The organism is Heliomicrobium modesticaldum Ice1 (assembly GCF_000019165.1).
In the GTDB taxonomy this organism is placed as follows: Bacteria; Bacillota; Desulfitobacteriia; order Heliobacteriales; family Heliobacteriaceae; genus Heliomicrobium; species Heliomicrobium modesticaldum.
In genome coordinates this window covers 1402743-1417188 of sequence record NC_010337.2, presented here as the reverse complement: position 1 = coordinate 1417188, position 14446 = coordinate 1402743, and the positions used below count along the sequence as shown (strand labels likewise).

28 protein-coding genes and 1 pseudogene are annotated in these 14446 nt (G+C 57.6%); all 29 read right to left on the bottom strand.

The genetic code is table 11. From position 1 onward, the window contains the following. Positions 1-8: 8 nt before the first annotated feature. Complete coding sequence (gene rpsK / locus HM1_RS06415) at positions 9-404, bottom strand: 30S ribosomal protein S11 (RefSeq protein ID WP_012282498.1); 396 nt, start codon at positions 402-404, stop codon at positions 9-11. Between the two features lie 18 nt (positions 405-422). Continuing rightward, positions 423-794, bottom strand: coding sequence for a 30S ribosomal protein S13 (gene rpsM, locus HM1_RS06410; protein ID WP_012282497.1), 372 nt, complete (start codon positions 792-794; stop codon positions 423-425). A gap of 24 nt (positions 795-818) precedes the next feature. Then, positions 819-932 carry a 50S ribosomal protein L36 gene (gene rpmJ, locus HM1_RS06405; protein ID WP_012282496.1) on the bottom strand — a complete coding sequence of 38 codons (114 nt, stop codon included), beginning with the start codon at positions 930-932 and terminating at the stop codon, positions 819-821. 60 nt (positions 933-992) lie between these two features. Further along, the gene (gene infA, locus HM1_RS06400) at positions 993-1211 is read right to left on the bottom strand and encodes a translation initiation factor IF-1 (protein WP_012282495.1); all 219 of its coding nucleotides are present in this window, start codon (positions 1209-1211) and stop codon (positions 993-995) included. 23 nt (positions 1212-1234) lie between these two features. After that, positions 1235-1525 (bottom strand): KOW domain-containing RNA-binding protein, encoded by a 291-nt coding sequence (locus HM1_RS06395; protein WP_012282494.1) that lies wholly within the window; start codon positions 1523-1525, stop codon positions 1235-1237. A 2-nt stretch (positions 1526-1527) separates the two neighbouring features. Continuing rightward, a complete protein-coding gene (gene map, locus HM1_RS06390) occupies positions 1528-2283 on the bottom strand; it encodes a type I methionyl aminopeptidase (RefSeq protein WP_012282493.1) in 756 nt (251 codons plus the stop codon). Continuing rightward, entirely contained in the window at positions 2280-2933 is a 654-nt protein-coding gene (locus tag HM1_RS06385; RefSeq protein WP_012282492.1) for an adenylate kinase, read from the bottom strand. The genes map and HM1_RS06385 overlap by 4 nt, the downstream gene beginning before the upstream one ends. Before the next feature lie 127 nt (positions 2934-3060). Beyond that, complete coding sequence (gene secY / locus HM1_RS06380; RefSeq protein WP_012282491.1) at positions 3061-4329, bottom strand: preprotein translocase subunit SecY; 1269 nt, start codon at positions 4327-4329, stop codon at positions 3061-3063. 3 nt (positions 4330-4332) lie between these two features. Beyond that, positions 4333-4776 carry a 50S ribosomal protein L15 gene (gene rplO, locus HM1_RS06375; RefSeq protein ID WP_012282490.1) on the bottom strand — a complete coding sequence of 148 codons (444 nt, stop codon included), beginning with the start codon at positions 4774-4776 and terminating at the stop codon, positions 4333-4335. A gap of 18 nt (positions 4777-4794) precedes the next feature. After that, positions 4795-4983, bottom strand: coding sequence for a 50S ribosomal protein L30 (rpmD, locus tag HM1_RS06370; protein WP_012282489.1), 189 nt, complete (start codon positions 4981-4983; stop codon positions 4795-4797). Between the two features lie 11 nt (positions 4984-4994). Beyond that, positions 4995-5495, bottom strand: a complete 501-nt coding sequence (gene rpsE, locus HM1_RS06365; RefSeq protein ID WP_012282488.1) for a 30S ribosomal protein S5 — start codon at positions 5493-5495, stop codon at positions 4995-4997. A 26-nt stretch (positions 5496-5521) separates the two neighbouring features. Continuing rightward, positions 5522-5890 carry a 50S ribosomal protein L18 gene (gene rplR, locus HM1_RS06360; RefSeq protein ID WP_012282487.1) on the bottom strand — a complete coding sequence of 123 codons (369 nt, stop codon included), beginning with the start codon at positions 5888-5890 and terminating at the stop codon, positions 5522-5524. A 33-nt stretch (positions 5891-5923) separates the two neighbouring features. Next, on the bottom strand, positions 5924-6475 hold the full coding sequence (rplF, locus tag HM1_RS06355; protein ID WP_012282486.1) for a 50S ribosomal protein L6: 552 nt from the start codon (positions 6473-6475) through the stop codon (positions 5924-5926). A gap of 45 nt (positions 6476-6520) precedes the next feature. Further along, a complete protein-coding gene (gene rpsH, locus HM1_RS06350; RefSeq protein ID WP_012282485.1) occupies positions 6521-6919 on the bottom strand; it encodes a 30S ribosomal protein S8 in 399 nt (132 codons plus the stop codon). Between the two features lie 27 nt (positions 6920-6946). Beyond that, a complete protein-coding gene (locus HM1_RS06345) occupies positions 6947-7132 on the bottom strand; it encodes a type Z 30S ribosomal protein S14 (protein WP_012282484.1) in 186 nt (61 codons plus the stop codon). Between the two features lie 22 nt (positions 7133-7154). Then, positions 7155-7697, bottom strand: coding sequence for a 50S ribosomal protein L5 (gene rplE / locus HM1_RS06340; RefSeq protein ID WP_012282483.1), 543 nt, complete (start codon positions 7695-7697; stop codon positions 7155-7157). 27 nt (positions 7698-7724) lie between these two features. Further along, entirely contained in the window at positions 7725-8060 is a 336-nt protein-coding gene (gene rplX, locus HM1_RS06335) for a 50S ribosomal protein L24 (protein ID WP_012282482.1), read from the bottom strand. Between the two features lie 18 nt (positions 8061-8078). Then, positions 8079-8447: a 50S ribosomal protein L14 gene (gene rplN / locus HM1_RS06330; protein WP_012282481.1), complete on the bottom strand. Its 369-nt coding sequence runs from the start codon at positions 8445-8447 to the stop codon at positions 8079-8081. A gap of 24 nt (positions 8448-8471) precedes the next feature. Then, positions 8472-8735 carry a 30S ribosomal protein S17 gene (gene rpsQ, locus HM1_RS06325; protein WP_012282480.1) on the bottom strand — a complete coding sequence of 88 codons (264 nt, stop codon included), beginning with the start codon at positions 8733-8735 and terminating at the stop codon, positions 8472-8474. A gap of 26 nt (positions 8736-8761) precedes the next feature. Beyond that, the gene (gene rpmC / locus HM1_RS06320; protein WP_012282479.1) at positions 8762-8965 is read right to left on the bottom strand and encodes a 50S ribosomal protein L29; all 204 of its coding nucleotides are present in this window, start codon (positions 8963-8965) and stop codon (positions 8762-8764) included. Continuing rightward, positions 8955-9389: a 50S ribosomal protein L16 gene (gene rplP, locus HM1_RS06315; RefSeq protein ID WP_012282478.1), complete on the bottom strand. Its 435-nt coding sequence runs from the start codon at positions 9387-9389 to the stop codon at positions 8955-8957. Before rplP ends, rpmC begins: the two co-directional genes overlap by 11 nt. Before the next feature lie 3 nt (positions 9390-9392). Beyond that, positions 9393-10148 carry a 30S ribosomal protein S3 gene (gene rpsC, locus HM1_RS06310; protein ID WP_012282477.1) on the bottom strand — a complete coding sequence of 252 codons (756 nt, stop codon included), beginning with the start codon at positions 10146-10148 and terminating at the stop codon, positions 9393-9395. 87 nt (positions 10149-10235) lie between these two features. After that, positions 10236-10574, bottom strand: a pseudogene (gene rplV / locus HM1_RS06305) (50S ribosomal protein L22); the annotation flags it as partial. Between the two features lie 26 nt (positions 10575-10600). Next, complete coding sequence (gene rpsS / locus HM1_RS06300) at positions 10601-10882, bottom strand: 30S ribosomal protein S19 (protein WP_012282475.1); 282 nt, start codon at positions 10880-10882, stop codon at positions 10601-10603. 65 nt (positions 10883-10947) lie between these two features. Continuing rightward, on the bottom strand, positions 10948-11775 hold the full coding sequence (gene rplB, locus HM1_RS06295) for a 50S ribosomal protein L2 (protein ID WP_012282474.1): 828 nt from the start codon (positions 11773-11775) through the stop codon (positions 10948-10950). Between the two features lie 29 nt (positions 11776-11804). Continuing rightward, on the bottom strand, positions 11805-12092 hold the full coding sequence (gene rplW, locus HM1_RS06290) for a 50S ribosomal protein L23 (RefSeq protein ID WP_012282473.1): 288 nt from the start codon (positions 12090-12092) through the stop codon (positions 11805-11807). After that, entirely contained in the window at positions 12092-12715 is a 624-nt protein-coding gene (gene rplD / locus HM1_RS06285) for a 50S ribosomal protein L4 (RefSeq protein ID WP_012282472.1), read from the bottom strand. Before rplD ends, rplW begins: the two co-directional genes overlap by 1 nt. Positions 12716-12743: 28 nt before the next feature. After that, positions 12744-13376: a 50S ribosomal protein L3 gene (rplC, locus tag HM1_RS06280; RefSeq protein ID WP_012282471.1), complete on the bottom strand. Its 633-nt coding sequence runs from the start codon at positions 13374-13376 to the stop codon at positions 12744-12746. 30 nt (positions 13377-13406) lie between these two features. Further along, positions 13407-13715: a 30S ribosomal protein S10 gene (gene rpsJ, locus HM1_RS06275; protein ID WP_012282470.1), complete on the bottom strand. Its 309-nt coding sequence runs from the start codon at positions 13713-13715 to the stop codon at positions 13407-13409. Positions 13716-14446 lie beyond the last annotated feature (731 nt).

Here is a 14446-nt window from a genome sequence, read left to right as displayed (position 1 = left end):
TGTTCAGATTAGACGCGGCGACGCTTCGGCGGCCGGCATCCGTTGTGGGGGATGGGGGTTACGTCTTTGATCATGTTGACTTCCAGACCGGCGGCTTGCAGGGAGCGGATGGCCGCTTCCCGACCGGAGCCGGGGCCTTTGACCAGGCATTCGACTTCCCGCAGTCCATGCTCCATGGCTTCCTTGGCAGCCGATTCGGCGGCCATCTGGGCGGCAAAGGGCGTCGACTTTCTCGAACCCTTGAAGCCGAGAACGCCGGCGGAAGCCCAAGAGATGGTGTTGCCGTTGGGATCGGTGATGGTGACGATGGTGTTATTGAAGGTGGACTTGATGTGGGCCACACCACGGTCCACATGCTTGCGTTCTTTCCGCTTGGTGCGGGTTACACGACGTGCTGCTGCCATATCCGGTGATGACCCCCTTTACTTCTTCTTCTTGCCGGCGACGGTCCGGGCAGGACCTTTGCGCGTGCGGGCGTTCGTCTTGGTGCGCTGACCACGGACGGGGAGCCCGCGGCGATGGCGAAGGCCGCGGTAGCAGCCGATCTCCATGAGGCGCTTGATGTTCAGGGAGATTTCCCGGCGGAGATCCCCTTCGACTTCTACGTTCTTATCGATGTATTCCCGCAGACGGGCCACTTCTTCATCGGTGAGATCGCGGGTCCGCGTGTCGGGGTTGATGCCGGTTTCAGCCAGGATCTTGTCGGCGGTGGGACGACCGATCCCAAAAATATAGGTCAGCGCGATGGCAATCCGCTTGTCCCTGGGCAGGTCGATGCCGGCAATACGTGCCATAGTGGTGTGTACACCTCCCGATTATTAACCTTGTTTTTGCTTGTGCTTCGGGTTCTCGCAAATAACCATGACTTTGCCTTTGCGTTTGATGATCTTGCACTTGTCACAGATCGTCTTCACTGAAGGCCGCACTTTCATCTTCGTTCCTCCTCGGGGGATCGACGGCTTGTATGATGACCGTTCAAGTATACTACGTCCTTACTTGAAGCGGTAGGTGATCCTTCCGCGGGTGAGATCATAAGGCGACAATTCGACCGTCACCCGGTCGCCGGGCAGGATCCGGATGAAGTTCATCCGGATTTTCCCCGACACATGGGCGAGGACCTTGTGGCCGTTCTCCAACTCCACGGTGAACATTGCGTTCGGCAAGGGCTCGACGACGCGCCCCTCGACTTCAATCACGTCCGTTTTGGACATAAGGAATTCCAGCCTCCTTGATATTACGAACCGGTCTCCAAGGTCTCCAGCAGTCGGCGGAGCGCACTGGCGACCTGGGCGTTGGCAGGAGTTTTGCCCTGTTGAAGCATCTCGCCGATTTCCGTTGCCACCAAGCCGGTGCACCGGAGATGTTTGACCTTCTTCTTCTTGGGGTTTTCCACTTTGCGATAGTGTCCGTCCACAATCAGAAGATAATCGGGATCAAGGATGTTGAGCACGATAAAATACCTGTCCCCGTCCCTTCCGGCTTGAGAACGCACCAGTTCGCCTGGCTTGACAGACCGCGCTGCCATGGTCAACGACCGTACAGGCGGGTGAGGACCTCTGGTCCATCATCAGTGAGGGCGATGGTATGCTCAAAATGGGCGGACGGCTTGCGGTCTTTTGTGACCACCGTCCACTGGTCTTCCTTGGTTTCGACTTCCCAGGTTCCTGCGTTGACCATCGGTTCGATGGCCAGCGTCATGCCTGCTTGAAGCCGCGGTCCCCGTCCAGCCGGCCCGAAATTGGGCACCTGCGGCTCCTCATGCATCTTCTTACCGATGCCGTGACCGACAAACTGGCGGACAACGGAAAACCCGTTTCCTTCAACATAGGTTTGAATGGCATGAGATATATCAAAGAGACGGTTGCCTACTTTCGCCTGTTCGATGCCGATCTCCAGGGAACGACGCGTCACGTCCAGCAGGCGTTGCAATTCCTCGTCAATCTCCCCGACGGGCAGCGTGATCGCCGCGTCGCCATGGTAATCATTGACAGAGGCGCCGACGTCAATACTGATAATATCCCCCGTTTGCAACTGCCGTAAACCTGGTATGCCATGAACGACTTGTTCGTTGATGGAGGCGCAGATGGTGGCTGGGAAGCCCTGGTAGCCTTTGAAGGCGGGCTTGGCGCCCTTGGCGCGGATATAATCCTCCGCCTTCTGGTCCAGGTCTGCCGTGGTTACCCCCGGTGCCACTGCCTTTTCCATCTCCCGCAGGGTCTCGGCCACAATCCGTCCGGCATCTCGCATGTAATCGAGTTCCCGGGCGGCTTTTAAGACGATCATTCAGCGTCTCTCCCCAGGGCGGCGCAGATGTCCTTGAACACCGCTGCCATGTCCTGTTCCCCGTCGATTCGCTTGTAGCGTCCTTTGGCCTCATAGTATTCGATGAGCGGTTGGGTCTGCCGGGTGTACACGTCAAGTCGGTTTTCCGCCGTTTCGCGGGAGTCGTCGCTGCGCTGATACAGCTCGCCGCCGCACTTGCCGCAAAGGCCCTCCGTCGGAGGCGGGTTGAAGAGGACATGGTAGGTGGCGCCGCACTGGCGGCAGATCCGGCGACCGGTCAACCGTTCGATCAGCCTCTCTCGGGGCACGTGGATGTCGATGACGGCATCCAACTCGAGGCCCAGTTCTTTCAGGGTTTCTTCCAGCGCATCCGCCTGGGGCACGGTCCGGGGGAAGCCGTCCAGGAGAAAGCCTTGGCGGCAGTCATCCTGAGCCAGACGTTCCCGCACGATCCCGATGGTCACTTCATCAGGAACGAGTTGACCGGCATCCATGAAGGCTTTCGCCTTTCGCCCCAGTTCCGTCTCATTTTTGATGGCGGCGCGAAACATGTCGCCGGTGGAAATGTGGGGAATGGCAAACCGGCTCACCAGCATCTCGGCTTGAGTCCCTTTGCCGGCGCCCGGCGGACCCATCAGCAATACGTTCACGGTATATCCCTCCGTAAGTTCCCCGCCCATGTCGGCAGGGATAGTTGCTGTGGGCAGGTCCGGAATGTGTCCTTGCCGCTCCGTAGACAGGTTTCCTCCGTCCTGGGACATGCCCACTCTGTTATCTCTATTTCATGAATCCTTGGTAATGCCGCATCAACATGTTGGACTCCAGTTGCTTCATCGTATCCAAAGCTACGCCAACGCAGATGAGGAGCGCCGTGCCGCCGAAGTAGATGTTGGTGATGCCTGTCAACATGATGACGAAAGTCGGCAGCAGGGAGATGACTGCCAGGAACAGCGCGCCAACCAGCGTAATGCGCGACATCACCCTGGTGATGTAGTCGGCTGTCGGTTTGCCGGGACGAAGCCCGGGGATGAAGCCGCCATACTTCTTCATGTTGTCGGCCACATCGACAGGGTTGAAGGTGATGGCGGTGTAGAAGTAGGTGAAAAAGAGGATCAGCAGCGCATAGAAAGCGCTATGCAGGAAGGAACCGAAGTTGAAATACTGCTGGAACCACTGTCCCACCGGGGAACCGGGGAAAAAGGCGGCGATGGTCGTCGGCAGCGCCAGGATAGAAGAGGCGAAGATGACGGGGATGACACCCGCCTGGTTGACCTTCAGGGGGATGTGGGTGCTTTGCCCGCCATAGACGCGACGTCCGACAACCCGTTTGGCATAGTTGACCGGGATCCGCCGTTGCCCCTCGCTGATGTAGATGATCCCGGCGATGGTGGCGCCGGCGATGATCAGGAAGAGCAGGACGTTCAGCACGTTGGTGGTGCCGACGCGGACATACTCATAGAGCGTCGCGATTCCGGCGGGGAGACGGGATACGATGCCGGCGAAGATGATCAGGGAGATCCCGTTGCCAATGCCCTTCTCGGTGATCCGTTCGCCGATCCACATGAGAAAAACCGTGCCGGCCGTCAGGGTGGTGGCGACGAGCAGGTATTGGGCGAAGCTCGGGTTGGCGACAGCGCCTTTCAGGCCATAGGAGAGCCCGATGGCCTGAATGAAGGCCAAGAGGATGGTGAAGTAGCGGGTGTATTCGGTGATCTTTTTCCGACCCTCTTCACCTTCCTTGGCCAGTTGTTCCAGCGAGGGGATGACGACGGTGAGGAGCTGCATGATGATCGACGCGTTGATGTAAGGGGTGATGCTCATGGCAAAGACGGAGAAGTTTCGGAAAGAACCGCCCGAAATCACGTCAAAAAAGCCGAAGAGGGCCCCTGAGTTCAACAGTTGTTCGATCACTTCGCGGTTGATGCCTGGCACAGGGATGTGAGCGCCGATGCGGAAGACGAGGAACATCATCAGGGTGAAGATGATCTTGCTCCGCAGATCAGGCAGTTTCCAGGCATTTTGCAGAGTGCCCACAAGCGTGGACATGTCTTACATCACCTCTACTTGGCCGCCGGCAGCTTTGATCTTCTCCGCCGCAGCCTCACTCACCCCATGGAGTTTTACCGTTAAGGCTTTTTCAATGTTGCCGTCGGCCAGCAGTTTGACGCCATCTTTCAGCTTCTTGATCATTTTCCGTTCCAGAAGCAGTTCCGGTGTCACCACGGTGCCGGCCTCGAAGACATCGAGGTCGCCCACGTTGATGATGGCAAATTCTTTTTTAAAGCGGGCATTGGTGAAGCCGCGCTTGGGGAGCCGGCGCTGCAGCGGTTGTTGACCGCCTTCGAAGCCGGGACGGACGCCGCCGCCGGAACGGGCTTTTTGACCTTTGTGACCCCGGCCAGCCGTTTTGCCCAGGCCGGAACCGATGCCTTGCCCTTTCCGAGTCGGTTTTTGCCGTGACCCGGGCGCCGGTTTCAGTTCATGGAGTTGCAAAGGGTACACCTCCTTGCGTTAGGCTTCCACTTCTTCCACAGTCACCAAGTGGTTGACCGTGCGAATCATGCCGCGGATGGCGGGGGTATCGTCATGGAGGACCGATTGATGGAGCTTTTTCAGACCCAGGGTGGCCACGGTAAGTTTCTGGTTCTTGGCGTAACCGATGGCGCTTTTCACCCAGGTGATCTTCAGTTTGGTGGCCACGGTTGACCCTCCTAACCAGTAATCTCTTCGACCGTTTTGCCGCGCAGTTTGGCGACCTCTTCGGCACGCTTCAGACTGCGCAGGCCTTCCATGGTGGCCCGCACCATGTTGTTGGCGTTGTTAGAACCCAGGGACTTGGTGAGGATATCGTGAATCCCAGCCAACTCCAGGACGGCACGGACAGGACCGCCGGCGATGACGCCGGTGCCTTTGGAAGCCGGTTTGAGCAACACCCGACCGGCGCCGAATACGCCAAGGGCGGGATGGGGGATGGTCGTGCCGACTACGGGGACAACGATCAGGTTCTTTTTCGCGTCTTCAACGCCTTTGCGGATCGCCTCAGGCACTTCGCCGGCCTTGCCAAGGCCGAAGCCCACGTGGCCTTTGCCGTCGCCGACAACAACCAGGGCGCTGAAGGAGAAACGGCGACCGCCCTTGACGACTTTCGCCACGCGGTTGATGTAGACGACTTTTTCCTGAAGTTCCAGACCGCTCGCGTCTATTCTTGCCATTCTTTTCCCTCCTTTATGCGGGACGTTTAGAATTGGAGCCCCGCTTCCCGGGCTGCTTCGGCCAGCGCTGCGATCCGGCCGTGGTAGATATAACCGCCGCGGTCAAAGACTACCTTGTCGATGCCTTTTTCCAGGGCCTTCTTGGCGATGAGTTCGCCGACCTTTTTTGCCCCTTCGATGTTCCCGCCGGATACGTTGGCTGCCTTGAACTCGCCGTCGAGGCTGGAGGCGGCCACCAAGGTCCGGCCGGTGACATCATTGACCACTTGGGCGTAGATATGGTTCAGACTGCGGAAGACACACAGGCGGGGACGTTCTTCAGTGCCCTTCACCCGTTTGCGAATCCGCATGTGTTTCTTCTGACGTGCGGCATCGCGGTCAAGCTTTTTGATCACTCGGGCTCACTCCCTTCGACCTCGGGTTAGGGCTTATTTTTTGCCTTTTTTACCGCCGGTCTTACCGACTTTGCGGCGGATCACTTCGGTTTCATACTTGATGCCCTTGCCTTTATAGGGTTCGGGCTCCCGTACGGCGCGGATGTTGGCCGCCAGCGCGCCCACTTTTTCCTTGTCGATCCCTTTGACGATGATCTTCGTCGGAGCAGGGACTTCCACTTCCAGGCCTTCGCCGGGCTCGATCTCGACCGGGTGGCTGTAGCCGACGGTGAGGACGAGCTTCTTCCCCTGCTTCGCCGCCCGGTAACCGACGCCGACCAGTTCCAGGCTTTTGCTGAAGCCGACAGAGACGCCGTCTACCATGTTGGCGACGAGGGTGCGGCTCAGGCCATGAAGGGAGCGATGGAATTTATCGTCGCTGGGGCGCGTAACCTGGACGGTGTTGCCTTCCACCGTGACGATGATGTCTTTATGGAGCTCCCGGCTGAGTTGGCCTTTCGGTCCTTTCACCGTGACGACGTTGCCTTCAATCGTCACGTTGACGCCGGCCGGGATCGCCACGGGTTTCTTGCCGATCCGTGACATGGTCACACCTCCTGCTGTGTGTGATTCGGTTCGATGGTGGGTTGATTACCAGATGTAGCAGAGAACTTCTCCGCCCAGGCCGGCCTTGCGAGCGGCTTTGTCGCTCATGATGCCTTGCGAGGTCGAGAGAACGGCGACACCCAGTCCGCCGAGGACCTTGGGGATCTCTTCTTTGCGGGCATAGACGCGCAGACCCGGTTTGGAGATCCGCTTGACGCCGGTGATGACTTTTTCACGGTTGGGGCCGAACTTCAGGTAGATGCGGAGCAGGCCTTGCTTGTTGTCTTCGACGTATTCCACGTCTTTGACGTAACCTTCATTCTTAAAGATTTCTGCGATGGCCCGCTTGACTTTGGAAGCCGGAACTTCCACTTTGTCATGGTAAACCATATTGGCGTTGCGGATCCGTGTCAGGAAATCCGCGATTGGATCGGTCATGACCATTGGGCTGGTACCCCCCTCCGTGTATCTTTACCAACTGGCCTTGGTCACGCCGGGGATTTCCCCTTTGTAGGCCAGGTTGCGGAAGCAAATCCGGCACATCCCAAATTTCCGCATATAGGCGTGAGGGCGTCCGCAGATCTTGCAGCGGTTGTGGGCGCGGACGCGAAATTTGGGGGTGCGGCTTTGTTTCACGATCATGGATGTTTTTGCCACGAGATTCCCTCCTGTAAATGCCTTATTCGGCGCGGAACGGCATTCCGATCAGCCGAAGGAGTTCACGGGCTTCTTCGTCGGTCTTGGCCGTCGTCACAAATGTGACGTCCATCCCGCGCAGACGGTCGATCTTATCGTACTCGATCTCGGGGAAAATCAGTTGTTCCTTCAGGCCGAGGGTGTAGTTGCCGCGACCGTCGAAGGACTTGGGACTGACGCCGCGGAAGTCGCGGACGCGGGGCAGAGACAGGTTGACCAGCTTGTCGACGAAGTCGTACATCTTGTCGCCGCGCAGGGTCACCTTGCAGCCGATCTTCATGCCTTCCCGCAGTTTGAAGCCGGCGATGGATTTCTTCGCCGTCGTGATGACCGGTTTCTGACCGGTGATGCGGGTCAGGTCGCCTACGGCAGCGTCGAGACCTTTGGGGTTTTGAATCGCTTCCCCAAGGCCCATGTTGACGACGACTTTTTCCAGGCGGGGGATCTGCATGACGTTTTTATATCCGAACCGCTGCATCATGGCAGCGTTGACATCGGTTTGGATTTTCTCTTTCAGACGGGCCAATCTGCTGACCTCCTCTCGGACGAGGCTTTACTTATCTTTGTCAAGCACGTCACCGCATTTGCGGCAGATGCGAGCCTTGTCGCCGTTTTCCAGGAACTTGTGACCGCTGCGCACCGGCCGGTCACATTTGGGGCAGAAGATCATCACGTTGGAAGCGTCGATGGGCGCTTCTTTTTCGATGATGCCGCCTTGGGGATTGGTCTTGCTGGGCTTCGAGTGCCGTTTGACGATGTTGACTTTCTCAACGACAACCCGGTTTTTGGCGGGAATCACTTCAATGATTTTGCCTTTTTTGCCAGCGTCCTTGCCGGTGATGACCTGTACCAGATCGCCTTTTCTTACATGGACTTTCGGGTTGGCCATGGTGCTTTCACCTCCACCCTACAGTACTTCGGGGGCCAACGAAATGATCTTCATGAAATCGCGGTCGCGAAGTTCGCGGGCCACGGGCCCGAAGATACGGGTCCCCTTCGGGTTTTTTTGTTCATTGATGATGACTGCGGCGTTCTCGCTGAAGCGGATGTAGGAGCCGTCAGGCCGTTTGATCGGTTTCCGAGTCCGGACAACCACGGCTTTGACGACGTCTCCCTTTTTCACCACGCCGCCGGGCGTTGCCTCTTTGACGGAAGCGACGATGATGTCGCCGACAGAGGCATACCTCCGGTAGGAGCCGCCCAACACACGGATGCACAACAACTCTTTGGCTCCGGTGTTGTCACCGACCCGGAGTCGAGTTTCTTGCTGGATCACGACGGTAACCTCCTATGCCGTGGTTTATACGATGACGGCTTTTTCGACGATACGAACGACCCGCCAGCGCTTCTCCTTGGAGAGGGGACGTGTTTCCATGATTTCTACGACATCGCCGATTTGACAGGCGTTTTCTTCATCATGGGCCTTGAATTTCTTCGTCTTTTTAACGGTACGGCCGTACAGAGGGTGCTGGATGCGGCTTTCTACGGCGACAACGACGGTCTTTTCCATCTTGTTGCTCGTGACTTTACCGATGCGAGTCTTGCGTTCGGCACGTTCGGACACTGCTTCTTACCTCCTTACCCGCTGCACTAAGCCTTTTGGGCTTCCAGTTCTCGTTGACGGAGGACTGTCTGCGTCCGGGCGATGTTTTTGCGCACGTCCCGGATCCGCATGGGGTTCTCCAACTGTTGGGTAGCAAGTTGAAAGCGGAGGCGGAAGAGTTCGTCTTTGAAGTCAATCAGCTTTTTCTGCAGTTCTTCCGTGCTCAGGTCATGCAGTTCTTTAGCTTTCATTCGCTTCACCACCCACTTCTTCCCGTTTTACAAACTTGCACTTGATGGGCAGCTTGTGCATGGCCAGGCGCATGGCTTCCTTGGCGGTATCTTCAGGAACGCCGGCCAGCTCAAACATGATCCGGCCCGGTTTGACAACGGCAACCCAGTATTCAGGGGAGCCTTTACCGGAACCCATCCGGGTTTCAGCCGGCTTGGCGGTGATAGGCTTGTCGGGGAAAATCTTGATCCAGACTTTACCGCCCCGTTTGATGTAGCGGGTCATGGCGATACGAGCGGCTTCGATCTGGCGGCTGGTGATCCAGGCCGCTTCCAGGGCTTGCAGGCCATATTCACCAAAGGCGACGCTGTTGCCGCCTTTGGACTTGCCTTTCAGACGGCCTCGTTGCACCCGACGCCATTTGACGCGTTTCGGCAGCAACATGGGTTATTTCCCTCCTTCCGCGGCGGCAGGCGGCCGGCGGTCACCACGGGGGCGGCGATCGCGACGTTCGGAACGTTCGGGACGCTCAGCGCGCTCGGCAGGTTCACGGCTTTCGCCGGTGCGGTTCTTGGCGCCCGGCAGGATTTCGCCTTTGTAGATCCACACCTTGACACCGATGATGCCGTAGGTGGTGCGGGCTTCCGCAAAGCCGTAGTCGATGTCGGCGCGGAGGGTGTGGAGGGGAACCTTGCCTTCGTTGTACCATTCAGTCCGGGCGATCTCAGCGCCGCCGAGACGACCGGAGACCATGATCTTGATGCCTTCTGCGCCAAGGCGCATGGTGCGGCCGACGGACTGTTTCATGGCTCGGCGGAAGGAGGTTCGCTTTTCGAGCTGGGCTGCCACGTTCTCAGCGACGAGTTGGGCATCCAGTTCAGGCTTTTTAACTTCAGCGATATTGATGTTGACGGCGCGACCCGTCATTTTTTCCAGCTCTTTGCGCAGGTTTTCCACTTCGGCGCCGCCGCGACCGATGACGATGCCCGGCTTGGCAGTGTGGATGGTCACCTTGACGCGGTTGGCGGCCCGCTCGATCTCGATGCGGGGAATGCCGGCGGCGTAGAGCTTCGATTTGACAAATTTGCGGATTTTGAGGTCTTCATGCAGCAGTTCGGCATAGTTTTTTCCGGCGAACCACCGGGCATCCCAGTCTTTGATGATGCCAATCCGCAATCCTTTCGGATTGACCTTTTGACCCACAGCTTATCCCTCCTTCGTCCCGGCGTTGGCGTCGGCCTTTGCAGCAGCGGCTTTGGGGTCCTTCTTGGCGGCTGCGGGCTTGGCGGGCTTTTCGGCGACAATGACGGTGATGTGGCTCATGCGCTTCTTGATGACATCGGCGCGGCCTTGAGCGCGGGGGCTGATCCGTTTCATGCTGGGACCCTGGTCGACGAAGCAGGTCTGCACATAGAGATCGGCCGTGTTCATCTCGTAGTTGTGCTCGGCGTTGGCGACTGCCGATTTGAGGACTTTCGCCACGTCGGCAGCGCTTTTCACGGGGGTGAATTTCAAAATGGCAAAGGCGTCGGCTACCGATTTACCCCGAATGAGGTCAATGACTTGACGTACCTTCCGGGGAGAGGTGCGGACGTACTTGGCCACCGCTTGGGCGGTTTTGGCTTCCATTGGCCTTCCTCCTCTTCTCCCTTGGCCTAGCGCAGGCGGCTGGATTTCTCCGAACCGGCATGGCCTTTGAAGGTCCGGGTCGGGGCGAATTCGCCCAGTTTGTGACCGACCATGTCTTCCGTCACATAGACGGGGATGTGTTTGCGCCCGTCATGGACAGCGAAGGTATGACCGACAAATTGCGGAAAAATAGTCGAGCGTCGGGACCAGGTCTTGATGACCCGTTTCTCGTTCTTTTGGTTCAGTTCCTCAACCTTTTTGAGAAGGCTGGCTTCAACATAAGGTCCTTTTTTCAGAGAACGGCTCATGCACGATCCTCCCTTCTGGTGTCAGGGTGGCGGGTGGTGTTCCCGCTCCGTTTCACCGAACCCACTTACTTGGTACGGCGTTTGATGATCAGCTTATCAGAAGCTTTCTTCCGACGGGTCTTGCCGCCGATGGCCACTTTGCCCCAAGGGGTGACGGGTGCTTTGCGTCCGATGGGGGAACGGCCTTCACCGCCGCCATGGGGGTGATCGACGGGGTTCATGACAACACCGCGGACGGTGGGACGGATGCCCAACCAACGTTTCCGACCGGCTTTGCCGATGGTGATGTTTTCATGCTCCAGGTTGCCCATCTGACCGATGGTAGCGCGGCACTCGGCCAGCACCTTGCGCATTTCGCCAGAGGGCAGGCGCAGGGTGGCATGTTCACCTTCCTTGGCCATCAGCTGAGCGGCGGCACCGGCGGAACGGACGAGCTGGCCGCCTTTGCCGGGGCGCATCTCGATGCAGTGGATCAAGGTGCCGACAGGGATGTTCTTCAAGGGCAGGCAATTGCCGGTCTTGATGTCGGCGTCAGGACCGGAGACGACGGTGTCGCCTACATTCAGTCCGTTGGGGGCGATGATGTAGCGTTTTTCGCCGTCAGCGTAGTGAAGCAAGGCGATGCGCGAGGTCCGGTTCGGATCGTACTCGATAGAAGCGACTTTGGCGGGGATGCCGTCCTTGATCCGCTTGAAGTCGATGACCCGGTACATGCGCTTGTGGCCGCCGCCCTGGTGACGGACGGTCAGTTTGCCCTGGTTGTTGCGCCCGGCCTTCTTCTTCAAGGGCTCGAGCAGCGATTTTTCCGGCTTGGTCTTGGTGATTTCATCAAAGCTGGCCACCGTCATCTGGCGGATACCAGGCGAGGTGGGCTTAAACTTTTTTACAGCCACGCAGTTTCCCTCCTTTGGTCCGGCCAGACTTAGACGCCTTCAAAGATTTCGATCTTGTCGCCCTCTTTCAGGGTGACGATGGCTTTCTTCTTGTCAGCGGTCCGTCCTGCGTACTTGCCCATCCGCTTAGGTTTGCCTTTGACATTCATGGTGTGAACGTCAAGGACCTTGACGTTGAAGAGCTGTTCGACAGCGTGCTTAATTTCGATTTTGTTGGCTTTCGGTTCCACCACGAAGGTGTATTTGTTCTCCTGAGCCAAGTCCATCGACCGTTCAGTGATGACCGGTTTTTTCAGAACGTCATAGGGGCTGCGCATCAGGCGAACACCTCCTCAACCTTGGCCACGGCATTTTTGGTGATGACCAGTTTGTCGTGGTTCAGGATGTCATAGACGTTGATGCCGACAGCTTCAACGGGGGAGACGCCGGGAATGTTGCGGGCCGACTTGAAGACGGTCTCGTCGATGTCGGCGGTCACCAACAGGGCCTTGCGTTCCACCTTGAGCTTGTTCAAGATGCCGGCGATGACTTTCGTCTTCGGGGCGTCCATTTCCAGGGCGTCGACGACAATCAGGTTGCCGGAGCGGACTTTGTCCGACAGGGCCGATTTGAGGGCCAGACGGCGGACCTTCTTCGGCATGGCGATTTTATAGCTGCGGGGCTGGGGCCCGAAGATGATTGCGCCGCCGCGCCAAAGAGGCGAACGGCTGGTGCCGGCGCGGGCGCGGCCGGTACCTTTTTGTCTCCAGGGCTTTTTGCCGCCCCCGGAGACTTCGCCACGGGATTTGACCTTGTGGGTGCCGCGCCGCCAGGCGGCCAGCTGGGTGACTACGGCCTGGTGCATCACGGCTTCGTTGGGCTCGATACCAAAGATCGCGTCGTTCAGTTCGATTTCACCGACCTGAGCGCCTTCGGTGTTGTAAAGGGCTACTTTCGGCATGTCGTGTCCTCCTTTCTCCGGGGGATGTTTACTTGGCCTTGATAGAGCTCTTGATCAGCAACAAGCCGCGCTTAGGGCCGGGCACTGCGCCTTTGATCAAGAGGAGGTTGCGCTCGGCGTCAACGCGGACGACTTGCAGCTTCTGGACGGTGACGCGTTCGTTGCCCATACGCCCGGGCATCTTGCGCCCTTTGAAGATGCGGGCCGGACCTTTGGCGCCGGCGGAACCAGGGCGACGGTGATACTTGGAACCGTGTTTCATCGGTCCCCGCTTGAAGTTGTGGCGCTTGATGCCGCCGGCAAAGCCTTTGCCTTTGGACGTGCCGACCACATCGACATACTCGCCGGCGGAGAAGACGTCGGCTTTCAGTTCTTGGCCTACCTTGTACTCATCCATGCTGTCCACCTTGATTTCGCGCAGGACGCGAACCAGGCGAACGCCGGCATTTTTCAGGTGACCTCTTTTCGGCTTGTTGAGCAATTTTTCACGGACGTCGCCGAAACCGATCTGGACAGCTTCGTATCCGTCCTTCTCCACGGTTTTCTTTTGAACGACAACACAGGGGCCGGCCTGGACGACTGTCACGGGCACAGCGACTCCGTTATCGGCAAATACCTGCGTCATACCGATCTTTCTACCGAGAAGACCTTTCTTAGCCACCAATGACACCTCCCATCTCTAGCAAAAGGATTACAGCTTGATTTCAATATCCACGCCCGCCGGCAGGTCCAGACGCATGAGCGCATCGACAGTCTTCGGATTAGGTTCGAGGATGTCGATGAGGCGCTTGTGGGTGCGCATCTCAAACTGCTCACGGGAGTCTTTGTTGACGTGGGGAGAGCGCAAGATGGTATAGATGCTCTTCTCCGTCGGCAGCGGAATCGGACCGGATACCGCCGCGCCGGTCCGCTTGGCCGTTTCTACGATCTTTTCGGAAGACTGGTCGAGAATCCGATGATCGAAAGCCTTCAGGCGGATCCGAATTTTTTGTTTACCCATGCAGGTAAGTCCCTCCTTTTGTTCGCCCGATTGATTACGGACCTTCTCCGCGAAAATTACCCCAACAACGCTCTCGGGCGTGTCGTAAGTAAAAAAGACACAAAGAGAGCTCTGCCCACCAATCCTGAGCCATTGTTGGGCAACCTTTCGCTTCATCGCAAAGCCAACCCACAATATGAGATTTTAGCACCAAGTGTTCGGAAATGCAAGTGATTTTCGCTTCGTATTTGAATATTTCTCGGAAAATCTGCGGGAAGCCTATCGCCAGCCGTAGCAGCCATGTGGGTAATCGTAAGGATACCAGTGAGAAGCGTGAGGTACTTCGTTCTGTAATCGCGGGGGCTGGCGGCGGCCTTCGCAAAGAGCTGCGCGGCGGCTCGCTTGTCGGCTGCGCTAGGGCGCCAAAACTGTAGGGTAGTATGCATGTCAATGGCGCCCTTTAACGCTCCGCCTCCGCGCTCGCTCTTCGCCGCTCCGCTCAAATCGCTCAGGCCACCGCCAGCCCCCTGCTTTTTCAGTGAGTCGAAGGAAACAACTGGCTGTCGAGTCCGATTTCATCGCCTGGTAGGCATAGGGTGCAATTAGATGTTGCGACAGTTTAGTCGCAAAGGCGGCGAACACCTGGGCATCCACTAAGGTGTTGGTGGATAGCTGAGATAAGATAAGGGCTGTCTAAGCTACCACTTAACAATTTGTTTTTATGGTAATAATAAGAAATCAGACTGCGTCTT

Bases quoted from the DNA above. Each gene is read 5' to 3' on its own strand.
- rpsK (WP_012282498.1), bottom strand. From the start codon at position 404: ATGGCAGCAGCACGTCGTGTAACCCGCACCAAGCGGAAAGAACGCAAG.
- rpsM (WP_012282497.1), bottom strand. From the start codon at position 794: ATGGCACGTATTGCCGGCATCGACCTGCCCAGGGACAAGCGGATTGCC.
- rpmJ (WP_012282496.1), bottom strand. From the start codon at position 932: ATGAAAGTGCGGCCTTCAGTGAAGACGATCTGTGACAAGTGCAAGATC.
- infA (WP_012282495.1), bottom strand. From the start codon at position 1,211: ATGTCCAAAACGGACGTGATTGAAGTCGAGGGGCGCGTCGTCGAGCCC.
- HM1_RS06395 (WP_012282494.1), bottom strand. From the start codon at position 1,525: ATGGCAGCGCGGTCTGTCAAGCCAGGCGAACTGGTGCGTTCTCAAGCC.
- map (WP_012282493.1), bottom strand. From the start codon at position 2,283: ATGATCGTCTTAAAAGCCGCCCGGGAACTCGATTACATGCGAGATGCC.
- secY (WP_012282491.1), bottom strand. From the start codon at position 4,329: ATGTCCACGCTTGTGGGCACTCTGCAAAATGCCTGGAAACTGCCTGAT.
- rpsE (WP_012282488.1), bottom strand. From the start codon at position 5,495: ATGGCAAGAATAGACGCGAGCGGTCTGGAACTTCAGGAAAAAGTCGTC.
- rplF (WP_012282486.1), bottom strand. From the start codon at position 6,475: ATGTCACGGATCGGCAAGAAACCCGTGGCGATCCCGGCCGGCGTCAAC.
- rpsH (WP_012282485.1), bottom strand. From the start codon at position 6,919: ATGGTCATGACCGATCCAATCGCGGATTTCCTGACACGGATCCGCAAC.
- rplX (WP_012282482.1), bottom strand. From the start codon at position 8,060: ATGGCCAACCCGAAAGTCCATGTAAGAAAAGGCGATCTGGTACAGGTC.
- rpmC (WP_012282479.1), bottom strand. From the start codon at position 8,965: ATGAAAGCTAAAGAACTGCATGACCTGAGCACGGAAGAACTGCAGAAA.
- rplP (WP_012282478.1), bottom strand. From the start codon at position 9,389: ATGTTGCTGCCGAAACGCGTCAAATGGCGTCGGGTGCAACGAGGCCGT.
- rpsS (WP_012282475.1), bottom strand. From the start codon at position 10,882: ATGAGCCGTTCTCTGAAAAAAGGACCTTATGTTGAAGCCAGCCTTCTC.
- rplW (WP_012282473.1), bottom strand. From the start codon at position 12,092: ATGCGCAGCCCCTATGACGTTCTGAAAAAACCGGTCATCACTGAACGG.
- rplD (WP_012282472.1), bottom strand. From the start codon at position 12,715: ATGCCGAAAGTAGCCCTTTACAACACCGAAGGCGCTCAGGTCGGTGAA.
- rpsJ (WP_012282470.1), bottom strand. From the start codon at position 13,715: ATGGGTAAACAAAAAATTCGGATCCGCCTGAAGGCTTTCGATCATCGG.